Raw genomic sequence first — 16597 nt, forward strand, 5'->3', positions numbered from 1 at the left:
TACTATGCAGGTATATTATACAATTCGATTAACGAATAAAACACTACAGAAATAGTGAAAAGGTAAAAAATAGCATTACAATAGTTTGAAAAACTGAAACTTCGTATTTTTCGACAATACATACAAAATGTTTTTGTCTTTTCGTATTTCTTAATAATTGAGCTTGATAAGATTGCTCAATTAACTTTTATTATAAAAACTATGAAGGAAGTGATTGTAGTATGGAAACGCTTGAATTGGCACGAATACAATTCGCATCAACAACGATTTTCCATTACTTTTTTGTTCCGCTGTCTATTGGTTTAGCTTTTATCATTGCGTTAATGCAAACGTTATATGTGGTAAAGGGACAAGAAATTTATAAGAAGATGACGAAGTTTTGGACACAAATATTCCTTGTTAACTTTGCGGTAGGTGTAGTAACTGGTATTTTACAAGAATTCCAGTTTGGTATGAACTGGTCAACCTATTCACGTTTCGTAGGTGATGTGTTTGGTCCATCACTTGCGATTGAAGGTTTATTAGCATTTTTCATTGAGTCTACATTTTTAGGTTTATGGGTATTCGGTGAGGATAAATTACCGAAGCGCATTCACCTTTTATGTATTTGGCTCCTTTCAATTGGAACAATGTTATCAGCATTTTGGATTTTAACTGCAAGTGCATTTATGCAATCGCCAGTAGGATATGAAATGGCAGCAGATGGACGTGCACAAATGAATGATTTCTTAGCAATTATTCAAAATCCACAATTATGGGTACAATTCCCGCATACCATTACAGCGGCAATTGCAACGGGTGCATTCTTTATTGCAGGTGTGAGTGCATGGAAAATAACGAAAGCCCAAGAAACGGAAGTGTTTAAAAAATCATTCCGCATTTCTATCATTGTTGGAACACTTACAACGGCGCTAGTATTATTCTTCGGTCATGCGCAAGCGCAACAATTAATCAAAACACACCCAATGAAAATGGCGGCTGCTGAAGCGTTATGGAATACGAGTGAAGATCCAGCGCCATTTACTGTATTTGCGAAAATTGATGCAGAGAAGAAAGAAAATTCGTTTGAAATTCAAATCCCTTATATGCTAAGCCTATTATCATTTGATAAATTTAGCGGTCAAGTAGAAGGGATGAATCAAATTCAAAAGCAATATGAAGAAAAATATGGGCCTGGAGATTATATTCCGCCAGTACACACGATGTTTTGGAGTTTTAGAGCGATGGTAATGAGTGGAACATTTATGCTTCTTCTAGGAGCGTACGGTTGGTTCTTATCCAAAAAGGACCGTTTAGCTGAAAAAACTTGGTATTTAAAATTAATGGTGTATGCAATTTCACTACCGTTTATCGGTAATACAGTAGGATGGATTATGACTGAAATGGGACGTCAGCCTTGGGTAGTCTTCGGTGTTATGAAAACGGAAGATGCTGTATCTCCAAATGTTACGTTCGGAGAAGTGTTATTCTCTTTAGTTTCATTCACATCACTATATTTAATTATAGGTGGAATTACTATTTACTTATTCGTTCGTATCATTAAAGGACATGAGAATAAGAAAGCGAAACAGGATTCTCAAAGCCATGATCCATTTGATAAGGAGGATGAGTATGTTATCTCTTAATGAGTTGTGGTTTATCATTATTGCAATTTTATTCGTAGGCTTCTTTGTACTTGAAGGTTTCGATTTCGGTGTAGGTATAGTTTCAAGGTTTTTAGGAGAAAACGATTTAGAGAAAAGGATTTACTTAAATACAATTGGCCCATTTTGGCATGCGAATGAAGTATGGCTTGTTTGTGCAGGTGGCGCTATGTTCGCAGCATTCCCGCACTGGTATGCAACTTTATTTAGTGGGTTTTACATTCCTTTTGTATTTATGCTTCTTGCTTTAATTATAAGAGGTGTTTCCTTTAAATTCCGTGCGAAAATAGACAATCATAAATGGAAAGGTTTTTGGGATTGGGGTATGTTTTTAGGAAGTTTATTACCACCTATCCTTTGGGGAGTTGCCATTGCTAACTTTATGGTAGGTATTCCAATTGATGAGACGAAAAATGCTGTAGGTGGATTCCTACAATTACTTCATCCCTTTGCATTACTTGGAGGAGTTATGTTCCTTCTGCTATGTATTGTTCACGGCTTGCAATTCCTTACAATACGTACAACTGGTAAGTTAAGAGAACGTGCACGTATTGCTGCACTGAAAATTGCACCACTTGCAATTATAGCGCTTCTTATTTTTGCTAGTGTAGGGTTATGGAAAACAGATATTTTCACTGGTCATGGTACAGAATGGATTATGGTTCCGATTGGAGCTTTTGTAGCATTATGTGTGTCAACATTATTAAATAAAAGAAGAAGAGATGGTTGGGCTTTCTTTATGACAAGTTTAACAATCATTTTACTAAGTGCGAGTGTGTTTGCCGGCATGTTCCCGCGTGTCTTAATTAGTTCGTTAGGGTCAATATACGATTTGACAATTTATAATGCAGCATCAGGAGATTATGCACTAAAACTGATGACGTATTTTTCAATTGCTATATTGCCATTTGTATTGGGAAGTCAAATATGGAGTTTCTATGTGTTTAGACAACCTGTTAAGTCAGATAAAGATTTGGAGTACTAATGAAAAGAAAAAGAGGACTTCCGTCGTATCCTGGTAGCCGAGTTTTATATGTAGTGCTAACAATCATTAGCATGTTAGAAGCTTTTAGTATTATTGCACAAACAGTGTTTTTAGCGCGGGCTATTACGTTTTTATTTCAGGGAGAAGCAGTGCAATCTATGTTAAATGAAACTGTTTATTTTGGAATCACGTTTGCAATACGTCATTTGCTAGTTCGAATGTCACAAATATTAGTGGAACGTTTCGCTGAAAAAACAGGATCGCTACTGAGAAAACAATTAATAGAGGCGTATTTCACATTAGGTCCACGGTATGTTCAAACTGTTGGAACAGGTCATCTGGTTACCTTATCGATAGAGGGTATTGAGAAATTTAAAACATATATTGAATTAACAATTCCTAAAATGATTAGAAGTAGTATCGTACCAGGACTAATTGTACTATATGTTTTTACACTAGATATTGAGTCAGGAATCATTTTAGTTGTAACGATTCCTATCGTAATTATTTTTATGATCCTACTAGGATTAGCAGCGCAGAAAATGGCGGATAGCCAATATGAAACATATCGTGTTCTTTCTAATCATTTTGTAGATACGTTAAAAGGATTAGAAACATTAAAGTATTTAGGTCAAAGTAAACAACACGAAGGAAAGATTGAAAAAGTAAGTAAAAGATATAGAAAAGCAACGATGCGTACTTTGCGAGTTGCTTTTCTTTCTTCATTTGCATTAGATTTCTTTACGAGTTTATCAATTGCATTTGTAGCGGTCGGATTAGGGATACGTTTAATAGATGGAACAATTGTACTATTGCCAGCCCTTACGATTTTAATTTTAGCTCCGGAATACTTCTTGCCGATTAAACAAGTTGGAGCAAATTATCATGCTACGTTAGATGGACAACTTGCAATGGAGCAAATAGAAGAGATTTTACAGCGACAAAAAGAAATAGGGAAGAAAGAATCTAATGTAGACTTAATATGGAATTCAACTAGTAATTTGAAATTACAAGATGTAAAAGTAAAGAATGATGAATCTGAAAAAGCTATATTAGAGGAAATTGATTTTACTTGGAAAGGCACTGGCGCTATAGGTGTAATTGGTGAAAGTGGAGCAGGGAAATCAACGTTAATCGACGTATTAGCAGGGTTTTTAACTCCTTCAGCTGGAAAGATGATTGTAAATGGTGTGGAAATTGACGGGGCTACTCGTGAAGAGTGGCAAAAGAATATTGCTTATATTCCGCAGCAACCTTATATTTTCCCGCTTTCATTAAAAGATAACATTTGTTTCTATGAAACAAATACAACGGATGAAGAAGTGGAAAGAGTTATGAATGAAGTTGGTCTTCGTTCACTCGTTACATCGCTTCCAAATGGAATGTATGAAAGAATTGGAGAAGGTGGGCGTATGCTGAGTGGCGGACAAGAACAACGTGTCGCAATGGCACGAGCCCTTTTAAGCAAAAAGCCAATTATTTTATTAGACGAGCCTACAGCACATCTTGATATTGAAACTGAATTTGAAATAAAGCAAGCGATGTTACGTCTGTTTGAAGGTAAGTTAGTATTTCTTGCAACACATCGTCTTCATTGGATGAAACAGATGGATCATATTCTTATTTTAAATAAAGGGAAAATGATAGAAAGCGGAACGTATGAAGAACTTGTAAAGAATGAAGCATTACATTTTCGCAGGAAAGAGAGGGGATAGAGATGAGTAACTGGATTAAACCGTATATACAGCAAAATAAAGGTAGAATGACTGTAACTATTTTCCTTGGTCTTCTTGGAGTTAGTTCAGGTGCGATGCTACTTTTCATTTCAGGTTATTTAATCTCTAAATCTGCTCTTAGACCAGAAAATGTAATGGCTGTATATGTTCCTATCGTTGCAACACGTGCGTTTAGTATAGGACAAGCGGTATTTCATTATGTAGAGCGTTTAGTTGGACACGATGTTGTATTACGCATATTAGAAAAGATGAGAACGAAACTATATGGGATAGTAGAACCACAGGCGTTATTTTTCCGTTCACGATTTCAAACGGGCGATATGTTAGGCGTATTATCCGAAGATATAGAGCATTTACAAAACCTATATTTACGTACAATATTTCCTAGCATATTAGCATTAGTTGTATATAGCATATTCGTACTTGTTATCGGTACATTTGACGTAGTGTTTGCACTTATTGCAGCATGTATGTTGGCTATTATCGTTTTTCTTCTTCCATTTATATCATTACTTTTAATGAAGAAACATCATGTTACTTTAAAGCAAGGAAGAAACCGTTTGTACCAACAACTAACAGATGCTGTTTTTGGATTATCTGATTGGCAAGCAAGTGGTAGAAAAGATGAATTCATTGATAAGTATGTAGATCAAAATGCTCAGTTGTTAAAAACGGAAAAAAGAATGAAGCGCTGGAATCATATTCGGGACAGTATTATTCAATTAGTAGTGGGTATTGTAGTTATTTCAATGATTATATGGACTGGAAATGAGGCGGCGAGTGAACAGATTGCTCCTACCGTTATTGCGGCTTTCGTCTTAATGACGTTATCTGTCACAAACGCGTTAATTCCTCTGTCAGATGCTATCGATCGGATACCATCATATGTAGAATCTGCTCATCGCCTCAATCAAGTAGAAGGTAATGGTGTTTTACAGGATGAAAAGGAATTACATGGAGATAAGGATTATGTCACATCAAAACATATAGATATTGAATTAAAACATGTATCGTATAGTTATCCAGATAGCAATGAATTTGTATTGAAAGATGTATCATTACAAATAAAAGCAGGGAAGAAAATCGCCATTTTAGGAAGAAGCGGAACAGGAAAATCAACTTTATTAAAACTGTTAACAGGTGCGCTAAGCCCATTACATGGTGAAGTGTTATTGAATAGTGAACATGCTCATACGAATCTTTTATCAAAATATATTTCTGTATTGAATCAAAAGCCGCATCTATTCGATACGACAATTGGAAATAATGTTCGAATCGGCAAACCAGAGGCAACAGATGAAGAGATATGGAATGCTTTAGAGAAAGCACAATTAGCTTCGCATGTTGTTTCTCTTCCAGATAGATTACAAACAAAAATGCATGAGATGGGGAAAAGGTTTTCTGGCGGGGAAAGACAACGGGTTGCTTTTGCTAGAACGCTAATGCAAGAAGCACCAATCATTGTACTAGATGAACCTACAATCGGCTTAGATCCAAAGACAGAATTATCTTTAATAGAAACAATGTTTTCTGCAACGGAAGAAAAGACAGTAATTTGGATTACGCACCATCTTGTAGGAATTGAGCATGTTGATGAAGTTATCTTCCTTGATCGTGGTAAAATTGTGATGCAAGGAAGTCATGAACAACTTCTGAAAGAAAATGAGAAGTATCGAAAGCTTTATGAGTTAGATAAAGGAATATAGTTTGAATAAGTAATAATAGTGAAAATAGCTACGCCTAATGGTGGAGCTATTTTTTGTTTTGAAATAAATATTCTATTCTTTTTTTGATGGATGGCAAATGTATATGATCGTTACGAATGAAAAATGAATTTCATATTATACATATAATGGAGGGGATATACGTGAAGGAGCAGTGTAAAATTATTGTTTTAAGTGATGAATTATCAAGGGAGAAGATTCAAAATACATTAGACAAAAATAAATGTAAAACAATCGTTCATGTTGTAGACGTTTCAGCTATTGTTCGTATAGAGAGTTCTTTTCAATATATAGTTATTTGGAGAGTGGACGCAGAAAAACTTGTAAATGAATTAATAAACAGGGGCGTGCAAAGTACAAAAATTATTAATTTAACAAAATACATGTATGAATGGAGGAATAAATTAATTTCTATCTATCAAATAAATCCGGATCTTATGTCTTTATACATTTCTATGAAAAAAGCAAAGGGTGATCCGACGTATGAATTGTTTGCGACGGGCTTGTCTTATCCGCATTGTGGCATAAGTACAGAGCTCCTCTCAAAAAAGTCAATAAAACTAACACTTCCATCGCAAGATTTATACTATGATTATTTAATAGCATCACAACTTCTATCAAACGATCATTCTTTTCAATATTGTTTGATAGGAATAGCTTATTTCTCGTTTTACTTTGACATGTCGTTATCATCTGAATCATATAGAATTCACAAAGTATATTATCCATTGTTTCAAGACGGCCATCATACTGTAGTTCATTCTCCTCTATCCACTGATGGATTCTCACATCTAGATACCCCGAAACCACTTTTTTCTATTTTTAATTTGCATTTTGAATATATTTTATTAGACGAACTAACAGATGAATCATTGATATTGCCCTGGATAAATGCTGAATGGAATATCACTCCTCTTCACATTCCTTTTGAAGAACACGGAAAAATAAGAGCAGCTTCACATGCTAAATTGTCATATCCTCATACTTTAGTTGAAAATAAAACAATTTTTAAAACATATTTAGAATTACTTTTAAAACATGATATAAAACCACTAATTGTTGTATTCCCTGTTACTTCACATTATTTCAATTGTAGTAGTAAGAAATTAAAAGAAGATTTTTATAAAGTTATAAACGATTTTCAAGCTCAATATTCTTTTCAAATTATAGATTTATTTGATTCGCCATTATTTTGTGATGAAGATTTTTATGATAGTGATCATATGAATAAAAAAGGTGCAAATAAAATGTCCGTGTTATTAAATATGTTTATTCAGGAACGAAAAGTATGATATTTCGTTTCATTTCTGCATAAAAGTATATAGGCTCCATTCGGTTACAGTAATGTGATTTTTGTGTCGCGTATATAAATAATATGCGAAGAGGTGAGAGAGTAAAATGAGAACTCGTATTGAAAGAAATGAAGAGGTGGTAGATCAACTTCCGTTGGTAAGTGTATTAATTCCTACATATAATCGTCCTCGCTACTTTGAAGAGGCGTTACGTAGTGTGCTGGAACAAACGTACTCTAATATAGAAATTATAGTTGGAGATGATAGTACGAATGATGAAACAGAAAAGGTGTTACAAAAATACTTATGTGATCATTCAAATATTACTTATATAAAAAACAGGTCAACTCTCGGACAGTTTGAAAATGCTCTAATGTTATTTAATAAAGCGAGCGGTGAATATATAAATTTTTTAATGGACGATGATATCTTTCATGTGGATAAAATTGAAAAAATGATGAAGTATTTTTTCAATGATTTAGATAATGAAATTAAGCTTGTAACATCCCATCGTCAAGTAATTGATGAAAAAGGAAAAGAACTACGACATATTTATTCAACTGTCCGTTTATTTAAAGAGGATACGATTATAGAGGGAACAGAATTAGCAAATAGGGTAATTGTCGATCAAAAAAATTATATTGGAGAACCGACAACAGTTTTATTTCGTAAAAATGATTTACAAGAACCGTATGGGATTTTTGATAAGAGGAGGTATCTTTGTAACGTAGATATAGCTTCATGGTTATCTTTATTAAGTAAAGGAAAAGCGGTATATATAGCAGAGACACTGAGTTACTTTCGATTACATCCAGATCAACAGTTAAATGAATCTAATAAAATGATGGATGGATTAGAAGATTTTTCACATAGTATTATAGCTGGAGAAAAATATGGTTTCTTATCTAACGAAAAAGAGTTAGATGAAGCGATAACTAATTTTCTAGAATATGCAAGAAGGATAGTTCCATCATCAATATTATATACATTAGACTATTATCAAAAAATTAAAGAAAAGAAAATAAACATAGAAAAGAAAAAACAATATATAAATAATAATTCTCCTTTACCGAAAGTAAGTATACTTATTCCTGCGTACAATAGACCGTATTACTTGGAATTGGCGCTTAATAGTGCTCTGAATCAAACATATGAAAATATTGAAATTATTATTTCTGACGACAGTACAAATAATGAAGTCAATGCGATGATTCAACCGTATTTACGTGAATATGAGTGTATTACATATGTTAAAAATGAAACGCCGTTAGTTGCTGAAAACTTTAATAAGTGTATAGAACTTGCGAACGGGGATTATATAAACTTTTTATTAGATGATGACTTATTTCATCATGAAAAGATCGAGAGAATGATGAAATACTTTTTGACGTTAGAAAATATTTCATTTGTGACGTCTTATCGTGAACTAATTGATGAGAATGGAGAGATATTACCACCTTCAACATTAAATATGAAAATCGCGAAAGAAACTACGCTTTTTGAAGGAAAAGAATTAGGGAATTATATGTTAAAAAATTTGAAAAATGTAGTTGGTGAGCCGACAACTGTTTTGTTTAATCGGGAATTGTTTGAAGGGAAGTTTGGGTATTTTAAAGGGAAGGCTTATTCTGCTATTAATGACATTGCAACTTGGCTAGACATGATGAGGAAAGGAAAAGTAGTTTATATACAAGAACCTCTTAGTTATTTTAGACAACATAGTGGACAAAATCAAAAACAAATGCATTTTATTTTAATGACAATTGAAGAATGGATTGAATTAATTATTGATGCATATAATAGTGGGTTTTTAAGTTCTGAAAGAGATTATAAAGAGAGCTTATCCTATTGTTTAGAGAATGCGGGATTTATAGTTAAGGATGCAGTAAGAAATGGAGAACTAGATCAAATTTATAATGAAAAGATTAAACAGGGGTTAAACAAACTAGTTGCCCATATGTTTGAGAAAGAATGTTGTTATTGTCAATATTGCAATCAACAATTTGAAAAATTTTCACCTTGGCCAGCACATTATGATTTTCCAAAATATAAATTTGAGATGTGGAATAAAGATACAGGGATATGTCCAGTTTGTAGTTCGATGGATCGTGAAAGATTGTATCGTGTGTACATTGAAACGGAAACGGACTTGTTAAGTAGAAAATATACTATGCTTCATATTGCACCTGAAGCGAATGTAAGAGATTGGTTTAACGAGTATAAAAATATTACGTATGTGTGTGGGGATTTAGAGCCAAAGGATCCATTAATGAAGGAAATTGATGTTACAAGCATTACATATGATAGTAATACTTTTGATGTAATTTTATGTAGCCACGTATTAGAACATGTTCTTGATGATGGCAAAGCAATGCGAGAGTTATATAGGGTTCTAAAACCAGGTGGATGGGGAATTATTCAAGTACCCATCGTAATGAATGTGGATTCTATTATAGAGAATGAATTAATTGTAACTCCACAATTGAGGAAATTAGCTTTTGGTCAAGAAGATCATGTGAGAATTTATAATCAATCAGGGTTCATTCAACGATTAATGAATGCGGGGTTTAAGGTGGAATTATATAACCTAGCTGAAAAACAAGGGATGAAAAGTGCTAGGAAATTTGGCTTATCTGAAACAGATATGCTCTATATTGTTCGAAAATGATAGGAAGGAATAGATAGATATGGAGAATATTCCTTTTTTACGTGCTTCAACTGTACCTGTAATTGAGTATTTGGATGAATTGAAGGAAATTGATACATCTCACATATATACGAATTACGGACCTATAAATCAACGTTTTGAACAAACAATTATGTCGGGATTTTTTCAGAACAGGGGAGCTGTTACAACAGTAGCAAACGCAACGTTAGGGTTAATGGCGGCCATTCAACTTAAGAAAAGAAAAAAAGGGAAATATGCTCTCATGCCTAGTTTTACATTCCCAGCGACTCCATTAGCAGCTATTTGGTGTGGATTGGAACCTTATTTTATTGATATTTCAATAGATGATTGGTATATGGATAAAACAGTACTTTTGGATAAGATTGAAGAATTAAAAGAAGAGGTTGCGATTGTTGTCCCGTACGCAACTTTTGGATCATGGATGAACTTAGAAGAATATGAAGAATTAGAGAAGAGGGGTGTTCCGGTTGTCGTAGATGCGGCACCGGGATTCGGATTGATGAATGGAAGTGTGCATTATGGACAGGATTTTAGTGGAATGATCGTATATAGTTTTCATGCAACAAAGCCTTTTGGAATTGGTGAAGGAGGGCTCATATATAGTAAAAATGAAGAAGATATACAACGTATTAAAAGAATGGGGAATTTCGGATTTGATACAAATCGTGAATGTACGATGATGGGGTTTAATTGTAAAATGTCTGAATATGCAGCCGCTATTGGGATTGCAACTATGAAAAAATGGGATGAAAAATTAAAAGAACGCACCCGTATTTCTGAATGGTATAAACAATTGTTACAAAGTAATGGATTAATGAAAAAAGGGTGGCAAGTCCAAAAGACAGAAGCAGTTATTCAGCAATTTATGCCTATTCTTTGTCCGGAAGAAGTTCGCAACAAACAAGTAATAGAAGACCTGAAAAAACAGAAAATAGAAGCTAGATTATACTTTTCGCCCTCTTGTCACCAACAAGTTCTTTTTAGAAACTATAAGTCTACAGATTTAACAAGAACGAATAAAATAGCAAAACGAATAGTAAGTTTGCCTTTATGGGAAGGAATGACGAAAGAAATAGTAGAACAAATTGTAAGATGTTTAGGTCAGAGGGCGGTGTTGGCAGATGAATAGTTTTTATAGTCAAGAAGAGCTAAAGAAAATTGGATTTTTATCAATTGGGAAGAATGTATTGATTAGTAAAAAAGCAAGTATATATAATCCAGGTGTTATATCAGTAGGTAATCATGTAAGGATTGATGATTTTTGCATTTTAAGTGGCAAAATTACAATTGGAAGTTATTCGCATATATCAGCGTATACAGCGTTATATGGAGGGGAAGTTGGGATTGAAATGCATGACTTTGCAAATATCTCAGCTAAAACAATCGTATATGCAGTACTAGATGATTTCAGTGGGAATACATTAATGGGACCAACTGTTCCGAGTCAATATAGGAATGTGAAAACAGAAAAAGTTATTTTAAAAAAACATGCGATTATTGGTGCTAATTCTATTATTTTTCCAAATGTAACTATAGGAGAAGGTACGGCAGTCGGTGCGATGAGTATGGTAAAAGAGAGTTTAGATGATTGGTATATTTATGCGGGAGTTCCCGTAAGAAAAGTAAAACCTCGTCAAAGAAAGATGCTAGAGTTAGAAATTGATTTTTTAAAAAACATTCATTCTTAACAAAAAGAAGGAATGTTTTTTATTTTTATGGTGCAGCATAGTGTGTATATAAACGTATTATGTTTTAAATTTTGCTGACCAAGGCAATACTGAGCCATAGTGAATGTAAAGTTGGAGGGCGAGCGTATATGTTTGATGAGGATGGGATTGTTTTAATTATGGAACCGGCTGATGAAAGAAATTTGAGGAGATTTATTTTTTCAGTACCAAAGTCAGTGTATGAAAAGAAGGGGCTTACATTACACTATGGAACAGCTATAGGACAAGGATATACGGATATAATTGAAGATATTATTAGCGTACATATAGAAGTAGATGTTGTAACAGTAATCGGGCATGTAAGAGGGTAAATAGCTATTTGAAAAAAGGTTATAAGTAATGTAGCTAGAAGTTAGGATAGAGAAACTTACAGACAATTATAAAGACGAAGGGAGCCTAAAATGAAAATAAAATCAACTTTAGTAGTATTTATAGTTACAATTGGCTTAATGGGATGTTCACTAGTAGAACAAGGAAAGAACTCCATAGATTATGCTCAAAAAGCGACAGACTATATAAATGAAATAAGTGCGTTTGCAAATGATGCACCAGCATTAGCTGAAAAGGCTGTTAATGATAGTGAAGCTCGAAAAGAATTAGAAGCGAAGCTTAGTGAAATTAAACAAGATATACCCGCTTTTAATGAATTAACACCGCCTGATGTAGCAAAGGATCTTCATCAGCAAATCGTCGGATATAACGAAAAGTTAAATACGTTAATTGATACGGCGATGACAAAGATAGAAGAAGGGAAAGTGAATGTAGAAGAGTTTAAAAACTCGGAGCTTATGCAGACGGTAGATCAAGTTCGAGATTTGAAAGAGAAGGTGCAAAATTTAGGTCAATAGTAAAAGGCTCCGTTTGTGATAAACGGAGCCTTTTACTATTGGATACAATAAACGATTACACCAACGATAATAATCATGTTGCCGATGAGTTTACGTTTCGTTATTTTTTCTCCTAGGAAATACCAACCGAAAATTAATATGATGATATAACTTAAGGATTCTAATGCTGATGCTTGTTTTAATGCCATGCCCTTCATGGCGATAACATTTAATCCAGCGTTAATTACAAATAAAGAGTAGCCGATAATAACATAAGGATTCACATATTCTTTTATTCTAGAATCGTATTGTTGCAAAGTAGCTTTTTTTAATAATATTTGTGAGTAATTAGCTAAAATTATCCCGAAAATAAATAATAACATATAACTATTCATCTTTTGTCACCACCACAATTCCGACGATAATAATAGCTGCACCAAGTAAATGATTCCACTGAATCGTATCTCCAAATAGAAATACTGACCAAAGCATTGACCATAGTATAATAATCCCGCGATGTGAATATGCTTTTGATATTTCGAAATGTTTAATTACTTGTTGCCATAAAATTGCATATCCAAATAAAAGTATAACTAGTCCGAAATAAGCCATAAAAAATGAGATGGAAGCAATGGGGAATTTAGCCGCCCATTTCATGTAAACCATAATGATAGAATATATCAAAAAAGCTACATGTAAAAATAAGTAATTTTTAATAGTTGGTTTCATTTATTCACTCTCTTTTGCATATAAATATATATTTATACCTAATTTTTCTAATGATAGATATTGGAACGTATTTAGTTTAATCTTTCACATTCCAAATTATATAGTATCATGGCTTTTATTGTAAAACAATAAAAGCCATGTATTCATTTTTTCCAAGGTTCTACAATATGTATCGTTTTATTTGTTGCATCCAATTCTACTTGAACACCGATAGGCATGGTAATCATTGGATGTGTATGACAACAATCGAAGTCGGCTAGAAAAGGAATTCTTTGATTTTGAAGTACTTCTAATAGTATTTCAAAAGGTTTTCGATTTGTACCACAATCATCAAATTGCTCATGCTTTCCAAGAATGATACCTGAAATTTTATCAAATACACCGTTAATTTTAAGGAATGAAAAGCTTCTTTCAATAGTAGCTGCATCTTTTGAACTGTCCTCAATAAAGAGAATATCGCCTTCTTGAATACATGGCATAAAAGAGCTACCCCAAATTCCTTGTATTGTATTTAAGTTGCCGCCAATTATCCGTCCGGTAGCTTGTCCATTTGTTACAGAAATCCAATTATTTGGTCTAAGTTCTTTTTCTTTCGTTTTCTCTTCCCAATTAATAAATTCGTCTGACCAAAATAAAGGTTGTTTTATGTTGTATGGAAGCGCTTGATCATGCAGTAATGTTTCTACAAAATATTTGTATGTATCATCTACAAAAGGCTCAAATTCTCCAAAGGAGGGAACGAGTGCCGGGCCGTAAAATGTAGGGAGTCCTGTTTTTGCATAAATCCCTAGTAATAAAGCTGTTGCATCTGAATACCCAATCATTATTTTAGGGTTATTTAGAAAAGTATCATAATCAATATAAGGCAATAAGGAATTTGAATTCATGCCACCAATTGTTGACATGATACAAGAAACATTCGGGTTTCTTATTAAAGCATTTAGTTCCTCAGCACGCTCTTGTATACTACCCGAACGATAATAATCATATCGACCTGTTAGTGAACCTTCTAATATATGAAATCCTTTCTGTTGTAAGTAAGATTTCGCTCGTTCAAATCTTTTAGGAGAAGTGTAGGTTACTGGAGAAGAAGGGGAGTAAATCCCAATTGTATCTCCGTATTTTAATGATTTTGGAAGTGGCATTTGTATGAATCCCTTCTATTAATAGTTTTATTCATAAGGTTTATCATTGAATATTCTTATATTTCGGTATTGTTATTGTAACATACATGCATTGAAATAATAATTGCTGTAGATGAATAAATATGCTTTTTACCTTGACGATATAAAGGGAAAGTTGTTATGGTTAAATGTGAGTGTATAAAAGGTTTGTTAAAGGAGTTTTGAAATGAAGCGGTTAAAATGGGGAAGGCTGACAGTCCTATTAGTCATTGTTTTAGGGATATGTTGGTTCTTATTCCAAGGAACTCAAAAGAGTGCAACAAGTATAGAGGGACAACCTTTACAAGTGGCAGAACTACCTAAAACAGGATTAGTTGAAAAAGTAGTCCCACCAAAGTACATACCACCGGAAATTGATGCAAAAGCAGCTATGATTATTGATGCGAGTAATGGAGATGTTATTTATCAACATAATGAAAATGAGGCTTTTGCGCCAGCAAGTATGTCTAAGATGATGACAGCATATCTTCTATTAGAAAATGTACATAATGGGAAAGTTCGCTGGGAAGATCCGGTGAAAATGAGTGCGAAAGCGGCACAAACAGAGGGAGCGAGAATCCCAGTACAAGTTAATGACACATTAACTGTTAAAGATTTATATCATGCATTAATGATTGAGTCAGCTAATAATTCAGCTGTGGCTTTAGCAGAACATATGGCAAAATCGGAGAAAGATTTCGTTCAGCTTATGGATGCAAAAGCGAAACAGTTCAAAATGTCGGAACATGCTAAATTTGCAAATGCTTCTGGATTACAAGAGCCCGATGGAAGTGAAACAAAAATGACGGCTGGTGATGTAGCAAACTTGGCGTATCATCTTATAAAAGATTACCCAGAAATATTAGAAGTGACTCACTTACGTCAAAGTCAGTTAGCATTTAATAATATTAATGTTATAAGTACAAATGATATGTTAAACAAAAATAATAAAGCTTTATATATAGAAGGAATAGACGGATTAAAAACAGGATTTACAGATAGCGCAGGGTATTGTTTTACGGGTACAGCAAAACAAGGTGATACTCGTATTATTACAGTTGTTATGGGGACAAAAGGTAAAACAAAGCGTTTTACAGAGACGAATAAGCTAATGTCTTATGCATTTGGCTTAGTTAATTAAGTGAAATACTGAGTTAGATCATCATATAAAAAAGGCAATTTGTTGTTACGTACTATCGGTAACAGCAAATTGCCTTTTATTTTTTAGCACTAATAAAGTAAAAAGGTAAAAAATGTGAGTGTTATTATTTGAGTTTATTATTGTTTGTTTATATTATAAAGTTAGAAACTTATTAATGATAAGTTTTGAGGGGCATATGATGTGTACATAGGAAAAAGCCTCAAATGAAAATTGGAGGGAATTATGATGGCAAAAGATTTTTACTCAGCGATTGAAGACAGAAGATCTATTTACGCAATTAGTAAAGAACAAGTAGTTTCTGATGAAAAAATTCAAGAAGTGATTTATCATGCTGTAAAACATACACCTTCAGCTTTTAACTCTCAGAGTGCTCGCGTTGTCGTCTTGCTTGGAGAACAACACGATAAGTTATGGGATATTACGAAAGAAACGTTACGAAAAATTGTACCTGAAAATAACTTCGCTTCTACGGAAGAAAAAATGAATGCATTTAAAAGTGGTTATGGAACAGTTCTATACTTCGAAGATAGTGAAGTGGTGGAAGAACTGCAAGAAAAATTTGCATTATACAAAGAGAACTTTCCAATTTGGTCTCAGCAATCCTCTGGAATGTTACAATTTGCAATTTGGACAGCTTTGGAAATTGAAGGGTTTGGTGCTACATTGCAACATTACAATCCATTAATTGATGAAGAAGTGAGAAAAGAATGGGGAGTTCCAGAAAATTGGAAGCTTATTGCGCAAATGCCGTTTGGTAAACCGGTTGTACCTGCAGGTGAAAAAGAATACCAGCCTTTAGAAAACCGTGTAAAAATTTATAAATAATGTAGGAACGAGTGGGGGAATTGTTTATCCCCCACTAATTATTATTTGAACCAATCGGGGTTTTGCTACTTATAAAAAGGTGAACAGGGATACAA

The 16597-nt window shown here is 33.6% G+C and carries 15 protein-coding genes; 12 read left to right on the forward strand and 3 right to left on the reverse strand.

Annotated elements, in window-relative coordinates; genetic code table 11:
• The first annotated feature begins 221 nt into the window (after window positions 1–221).
• From cydA to PDQ40_RS02610, 10 genes are all read left to right on the forward strand, one after another.
• Window positions 222–1625, forward strand: a complete 1404-nt coding sequence (gene cydA, locus PDQ40_RS02565) for a cytochrome ubiquinol oxidase subunit I (RefSeq protein ID WP_000448876.1) — start codon at window positions 222–224, stop codon at window positions 1623–1625.
• A complete protein-coding gene (cydB, locus tag PDQ40_RS02570) occupies window positions 1612–2628 on the forward strand; it encodes a cytochrome d ubiquinol oxidase subunit II (protein WP_000950063.1) in 1017 nt (338 codons plus the stop codon). Before cydA ends, cydB begins: the two co-directional genes overlap by 14 nt.
• A complete protein-coding gene (cydD, locus tag PDQ40_RS02575) occupies window positions 2628–4343 on the forward strand; it encodes a thiol reductant ABC exporter subunit CydD (RefSeq protein ID WP_214328756.1) in 1716 nt (571 codons plus the stop codon). The genes cydB and cydD overlap by 1 nt, the downstream gene beginning before the upstream one ends.
• Before the next feature lie 2 nt (window positions 4344–4345).
• The gene (gene cydC / locus PDQ40_RS02580) at window positions 4346–6070 is read left to right on the forward strand and encodes a thiol reductant ABC exporter subunit CydC (protein ID WP_214328755.1); all 1725 of its coding nucleotides are present in this window, start codon (window positions 4346–4348) and stop codon (window positions 6068–6070) included.
• Window positions 6071–6231: 161 nt separating this feature from the next.
• On the forward strand, window positions 6232–7380 hold the full coding sequence (locus tag PDQ40_RS02585; protein ID WP_000662729.1) for a hypothetical protein: 1149 nt from the start codon (window positions 6232–6234) through the stop codon (window positions 7378–7380).
• Window positions 7381–7486: 106 nt separating this feature from the next.
• Complete coding sequence (locus PDQ40_RS02590) at window positions 7487–10048, forward strand: glycosyltransferase (RefSeq protein ID WP_214328770.1); 2562 nt, start codon at window positions 7487–7489, stop codon at window positions 10046–10048.
• Window positions 10049–10067: 19 nt separating this feature from the next.
• The gene (locus PDQ40_RS02595) at window positions 10068–11198 is read left to right on the forward strand and encodes a DegT/DnrJ/EryC1/StrS aminotransferase family protein (RefSeq protein WP_214328769.1); all 1131 of its coding nucleotides are present in this window, start codon (window positions 10068–10070) and stop codon (window positions 11196–11198) included.
• Window positions 11191–11757 (forward strand): acyltransferase, encoded by a 567-nt coding sequence (locus PDQ40_RS02600; protein ID WP_001084169.1) that lies wholly within the window; start codon window positions 11191–11193, stop codon window positions 11755–11757. The genes PDQ40_RS02595 and PDQ40_RS02600 overlap by 8 nt, the downstream gene beginning before the upstream one ends.
• 128 nt (window positions 11758–11885) lie before the next feature.
• Window positions 11886–12107, forward strand: a complete 222-nt coding sequence (locus tag PDQ40_RS02605) for a hypothetical protein (RefSeq protein WP_000459104.1) — start codon at window positions 11886–11888, stop codon at window positions 12105–12107.
• Between the two features lie 90 nt (window positions 12108–12197).
• Window positions 12198–12644, forward strand: coding sequence for a DUF6376 family protein (locus tag PDQ40_RS02610; RefSeq protein WP_000695301.1), 447 nt, complete (start codon window positions 12198–12200; stop codon window positions 12642–12644).
• Between the two features lie 35 nt (window positions 12645–12679).
• Here PDQ40_RS02610 and PDQ40_RS02615 read toward each other — a convergent pair whose 3' ends face one another.
• The 3 genes from PDQ40_RS02615 to PDQ40_RS02625 all read right to left on the reverse strand — a co-directional run bounded on the left by PDQ40_RS02615 (window position 12680) and on the right by PDQ40_RS02625 (window position 14497).
• Window positions 12680–13018 carry an EamA family transporter gene (locus PDQ40_RS02615; protein ID WP_001089868.1) on the reverse strand — a complete coding sequence of 113 codons (339 nt, stop codon included), beginning with the start codon at window positions 13016–13018 and terminating at the stop codon, window positions 12680–12682.
• A complete protein-coding gene (locus PDQ40_RS02620) occupies window positions 13011–13352 on the reverse strand; it encodes an EamA family transporter (protein WP_000805123.1) in 342 nt (113 codons plus the stop codon). Before PDQ40_RS02620 ends, PDQ40_RS02615 begins: the two co-directional genes overlap by 8 nt.
• A gap of 143 nt (window positions 13353–13495) precedes the next feature.
• The gene (locus tag PDQ40_RS02625) at window positions 13496–14497 is read right to left on the reverse strand and encodes a S66 family peptidase (protein ID WP_001130820.1); all 1002 of its coding nucleotides are present in this window, start codon (window positions 14495–14497) and stop codon (window positions 13496–13498) included.
• A gap of 205 nt (window positions 14498–14702) precedes the next feature.
• Here PDQ40_RS02625 and PDQ40_RS02630 point away from each other — a divergent pair, with 205 nt between their 5' ends.
• Both PDQ40_RS02630 and PDQ40_RS02635 read left to right on the forward strand, forming a co-directional pair.
• Window positions 14703–15656, forward strand: coding sequence for a D-alanyl-D-alanine carboxypeptidase family protein (locus PDQ40_RS02630; RefSeq protein ID WP_000825888.1), 954 nt, complete (start codon window positions 14703–14705; stop codon window positions 15654–15656).
• Between the two features lie 243 nt (window positions 15657–15899).
• A complete protein-coding gene (locus PDQ40_RS02635; RefSeq protein ID WP_001993708.1) occupies window positions 15900–16502 on the forward strand; it encodes a nitroreductase family protein in 603 nt (200 codons plus the stop codon).
• Window positions 16503–16597 lie beyond the last annotated feature (95 nt).

The sequence above is a fragment of the Bacillus cereus group sp. Bc061 genome (genome assembly GCF_027715825.1).
Lineage (GTDB): Bacteria > Bacillota > Bacilli > Bacillales > Bacillaceae_G > Bacillus_A > Bacillus_A paranthracis.

What these genes read in the sequence shown, in the direction of transcription:
- cydA (WP_000448876.1), top strand. Translation starts at nt 222, where the DNA reads ATGGAAACGCTTGAATTGGCACGAATACAATTCGCATCAACAACGATT.
- cydB (WP_000950063.1), top strand. Translation starts at nt 1,612, where the DNA reads ATGTTATCTCTTAATGAGTTGTGGTTTATCATTATTGCAATTTTATTC.
- cydD (WP_214328756.1), top strand. Translation starts at nt 2,628, where the DNA reads ATGAAAAGAAAAAGAGGACTTCCGTCGTATCCTGGTAGCCGAGTTTTA.
- cydC (WP_214328755.1), top strand. Translation starts at nt 4,346, where the DNA reads ATGAGTAACTGGATTAAACCGTATATACAGCAAAATAAAGGTAGAATG.
- PDQ40_RS02590 (WP_214328770.1), top strand. Translation starts at nt 7,487, where the DNA reads ATGAGAACTCGTATTGAAAGAAATGAAGAGGTGGTAGATCAACTTCCG.
- PDQ40_RS02595 (WP_214328769.1), top strand. Translation starts at nt 10,068, where the DNA reads ATGGAGAATATTCCTTTTTTACGTGCTTCAACTGTACCTGTAATTGAG.
- PDQ40_RS02600 (WP_001084169.1), top strand. Translation starts at nt 11,191, where the DNA reads ATGAATAGTTTTTATAGTCAAGAAGAGCTAAAGAAAATTGGATTTTTA.
- PDQ40_RS02605 (WP_000459104.1), top strand. Translation starts at nt 11,886, where the DNA reads ATGTTTGATGAGGATGGGATTGTTTTAATTATGGAACCGGCTGATGAA.
- PDQ40_RS02610 (WP_000695301.1), top strand. Translation starts at nt 12,198, where the DNA reads ATGAAAATAAAATCAACTTTAGTAGTATTTATAGTTACAATTGGCTTA.
- PDQ40_RS02615 (WP_001089868.1), bottom strand. Translation starts at nt 13,018, where the DNA reads ATGAATAGTTATATGTTATTATTTATTTTCGGGATAATTTTAGCTAAT.
- PDQ40_RS02620 (WP_000805123.1), bottom strand. Translation starts at nt 13,352, where the DNA reads ATGAAACCAACTATTAAAAATTACTTATTTTTACATGTAGCTTTTTTG.
- PDQ40_RS02625 (WP_001130820.1), bottom strand. Translation starts at nt 14,497, where the DNA reads ATGCCACTTCCAAAATCATTAAAATACGGAGATACAATTGGGATTTAC.
- PDQ40_RS02630 (WP_000825888.1), top strand. Translation starts at nt 14,703, where the DNA reads ATGAAGCGGTTAAAATGGGGAAGGCTGACAGTCCTATTAGTCATTGTT.
- PDQ40_RS02635 (WP_001993708.1), top strand. Translation starts at nt 15,900, where the DNA reads ATGATGGCAAAAGATTTTTACTCAGCGATTGAAGACAGAAGATCTATT.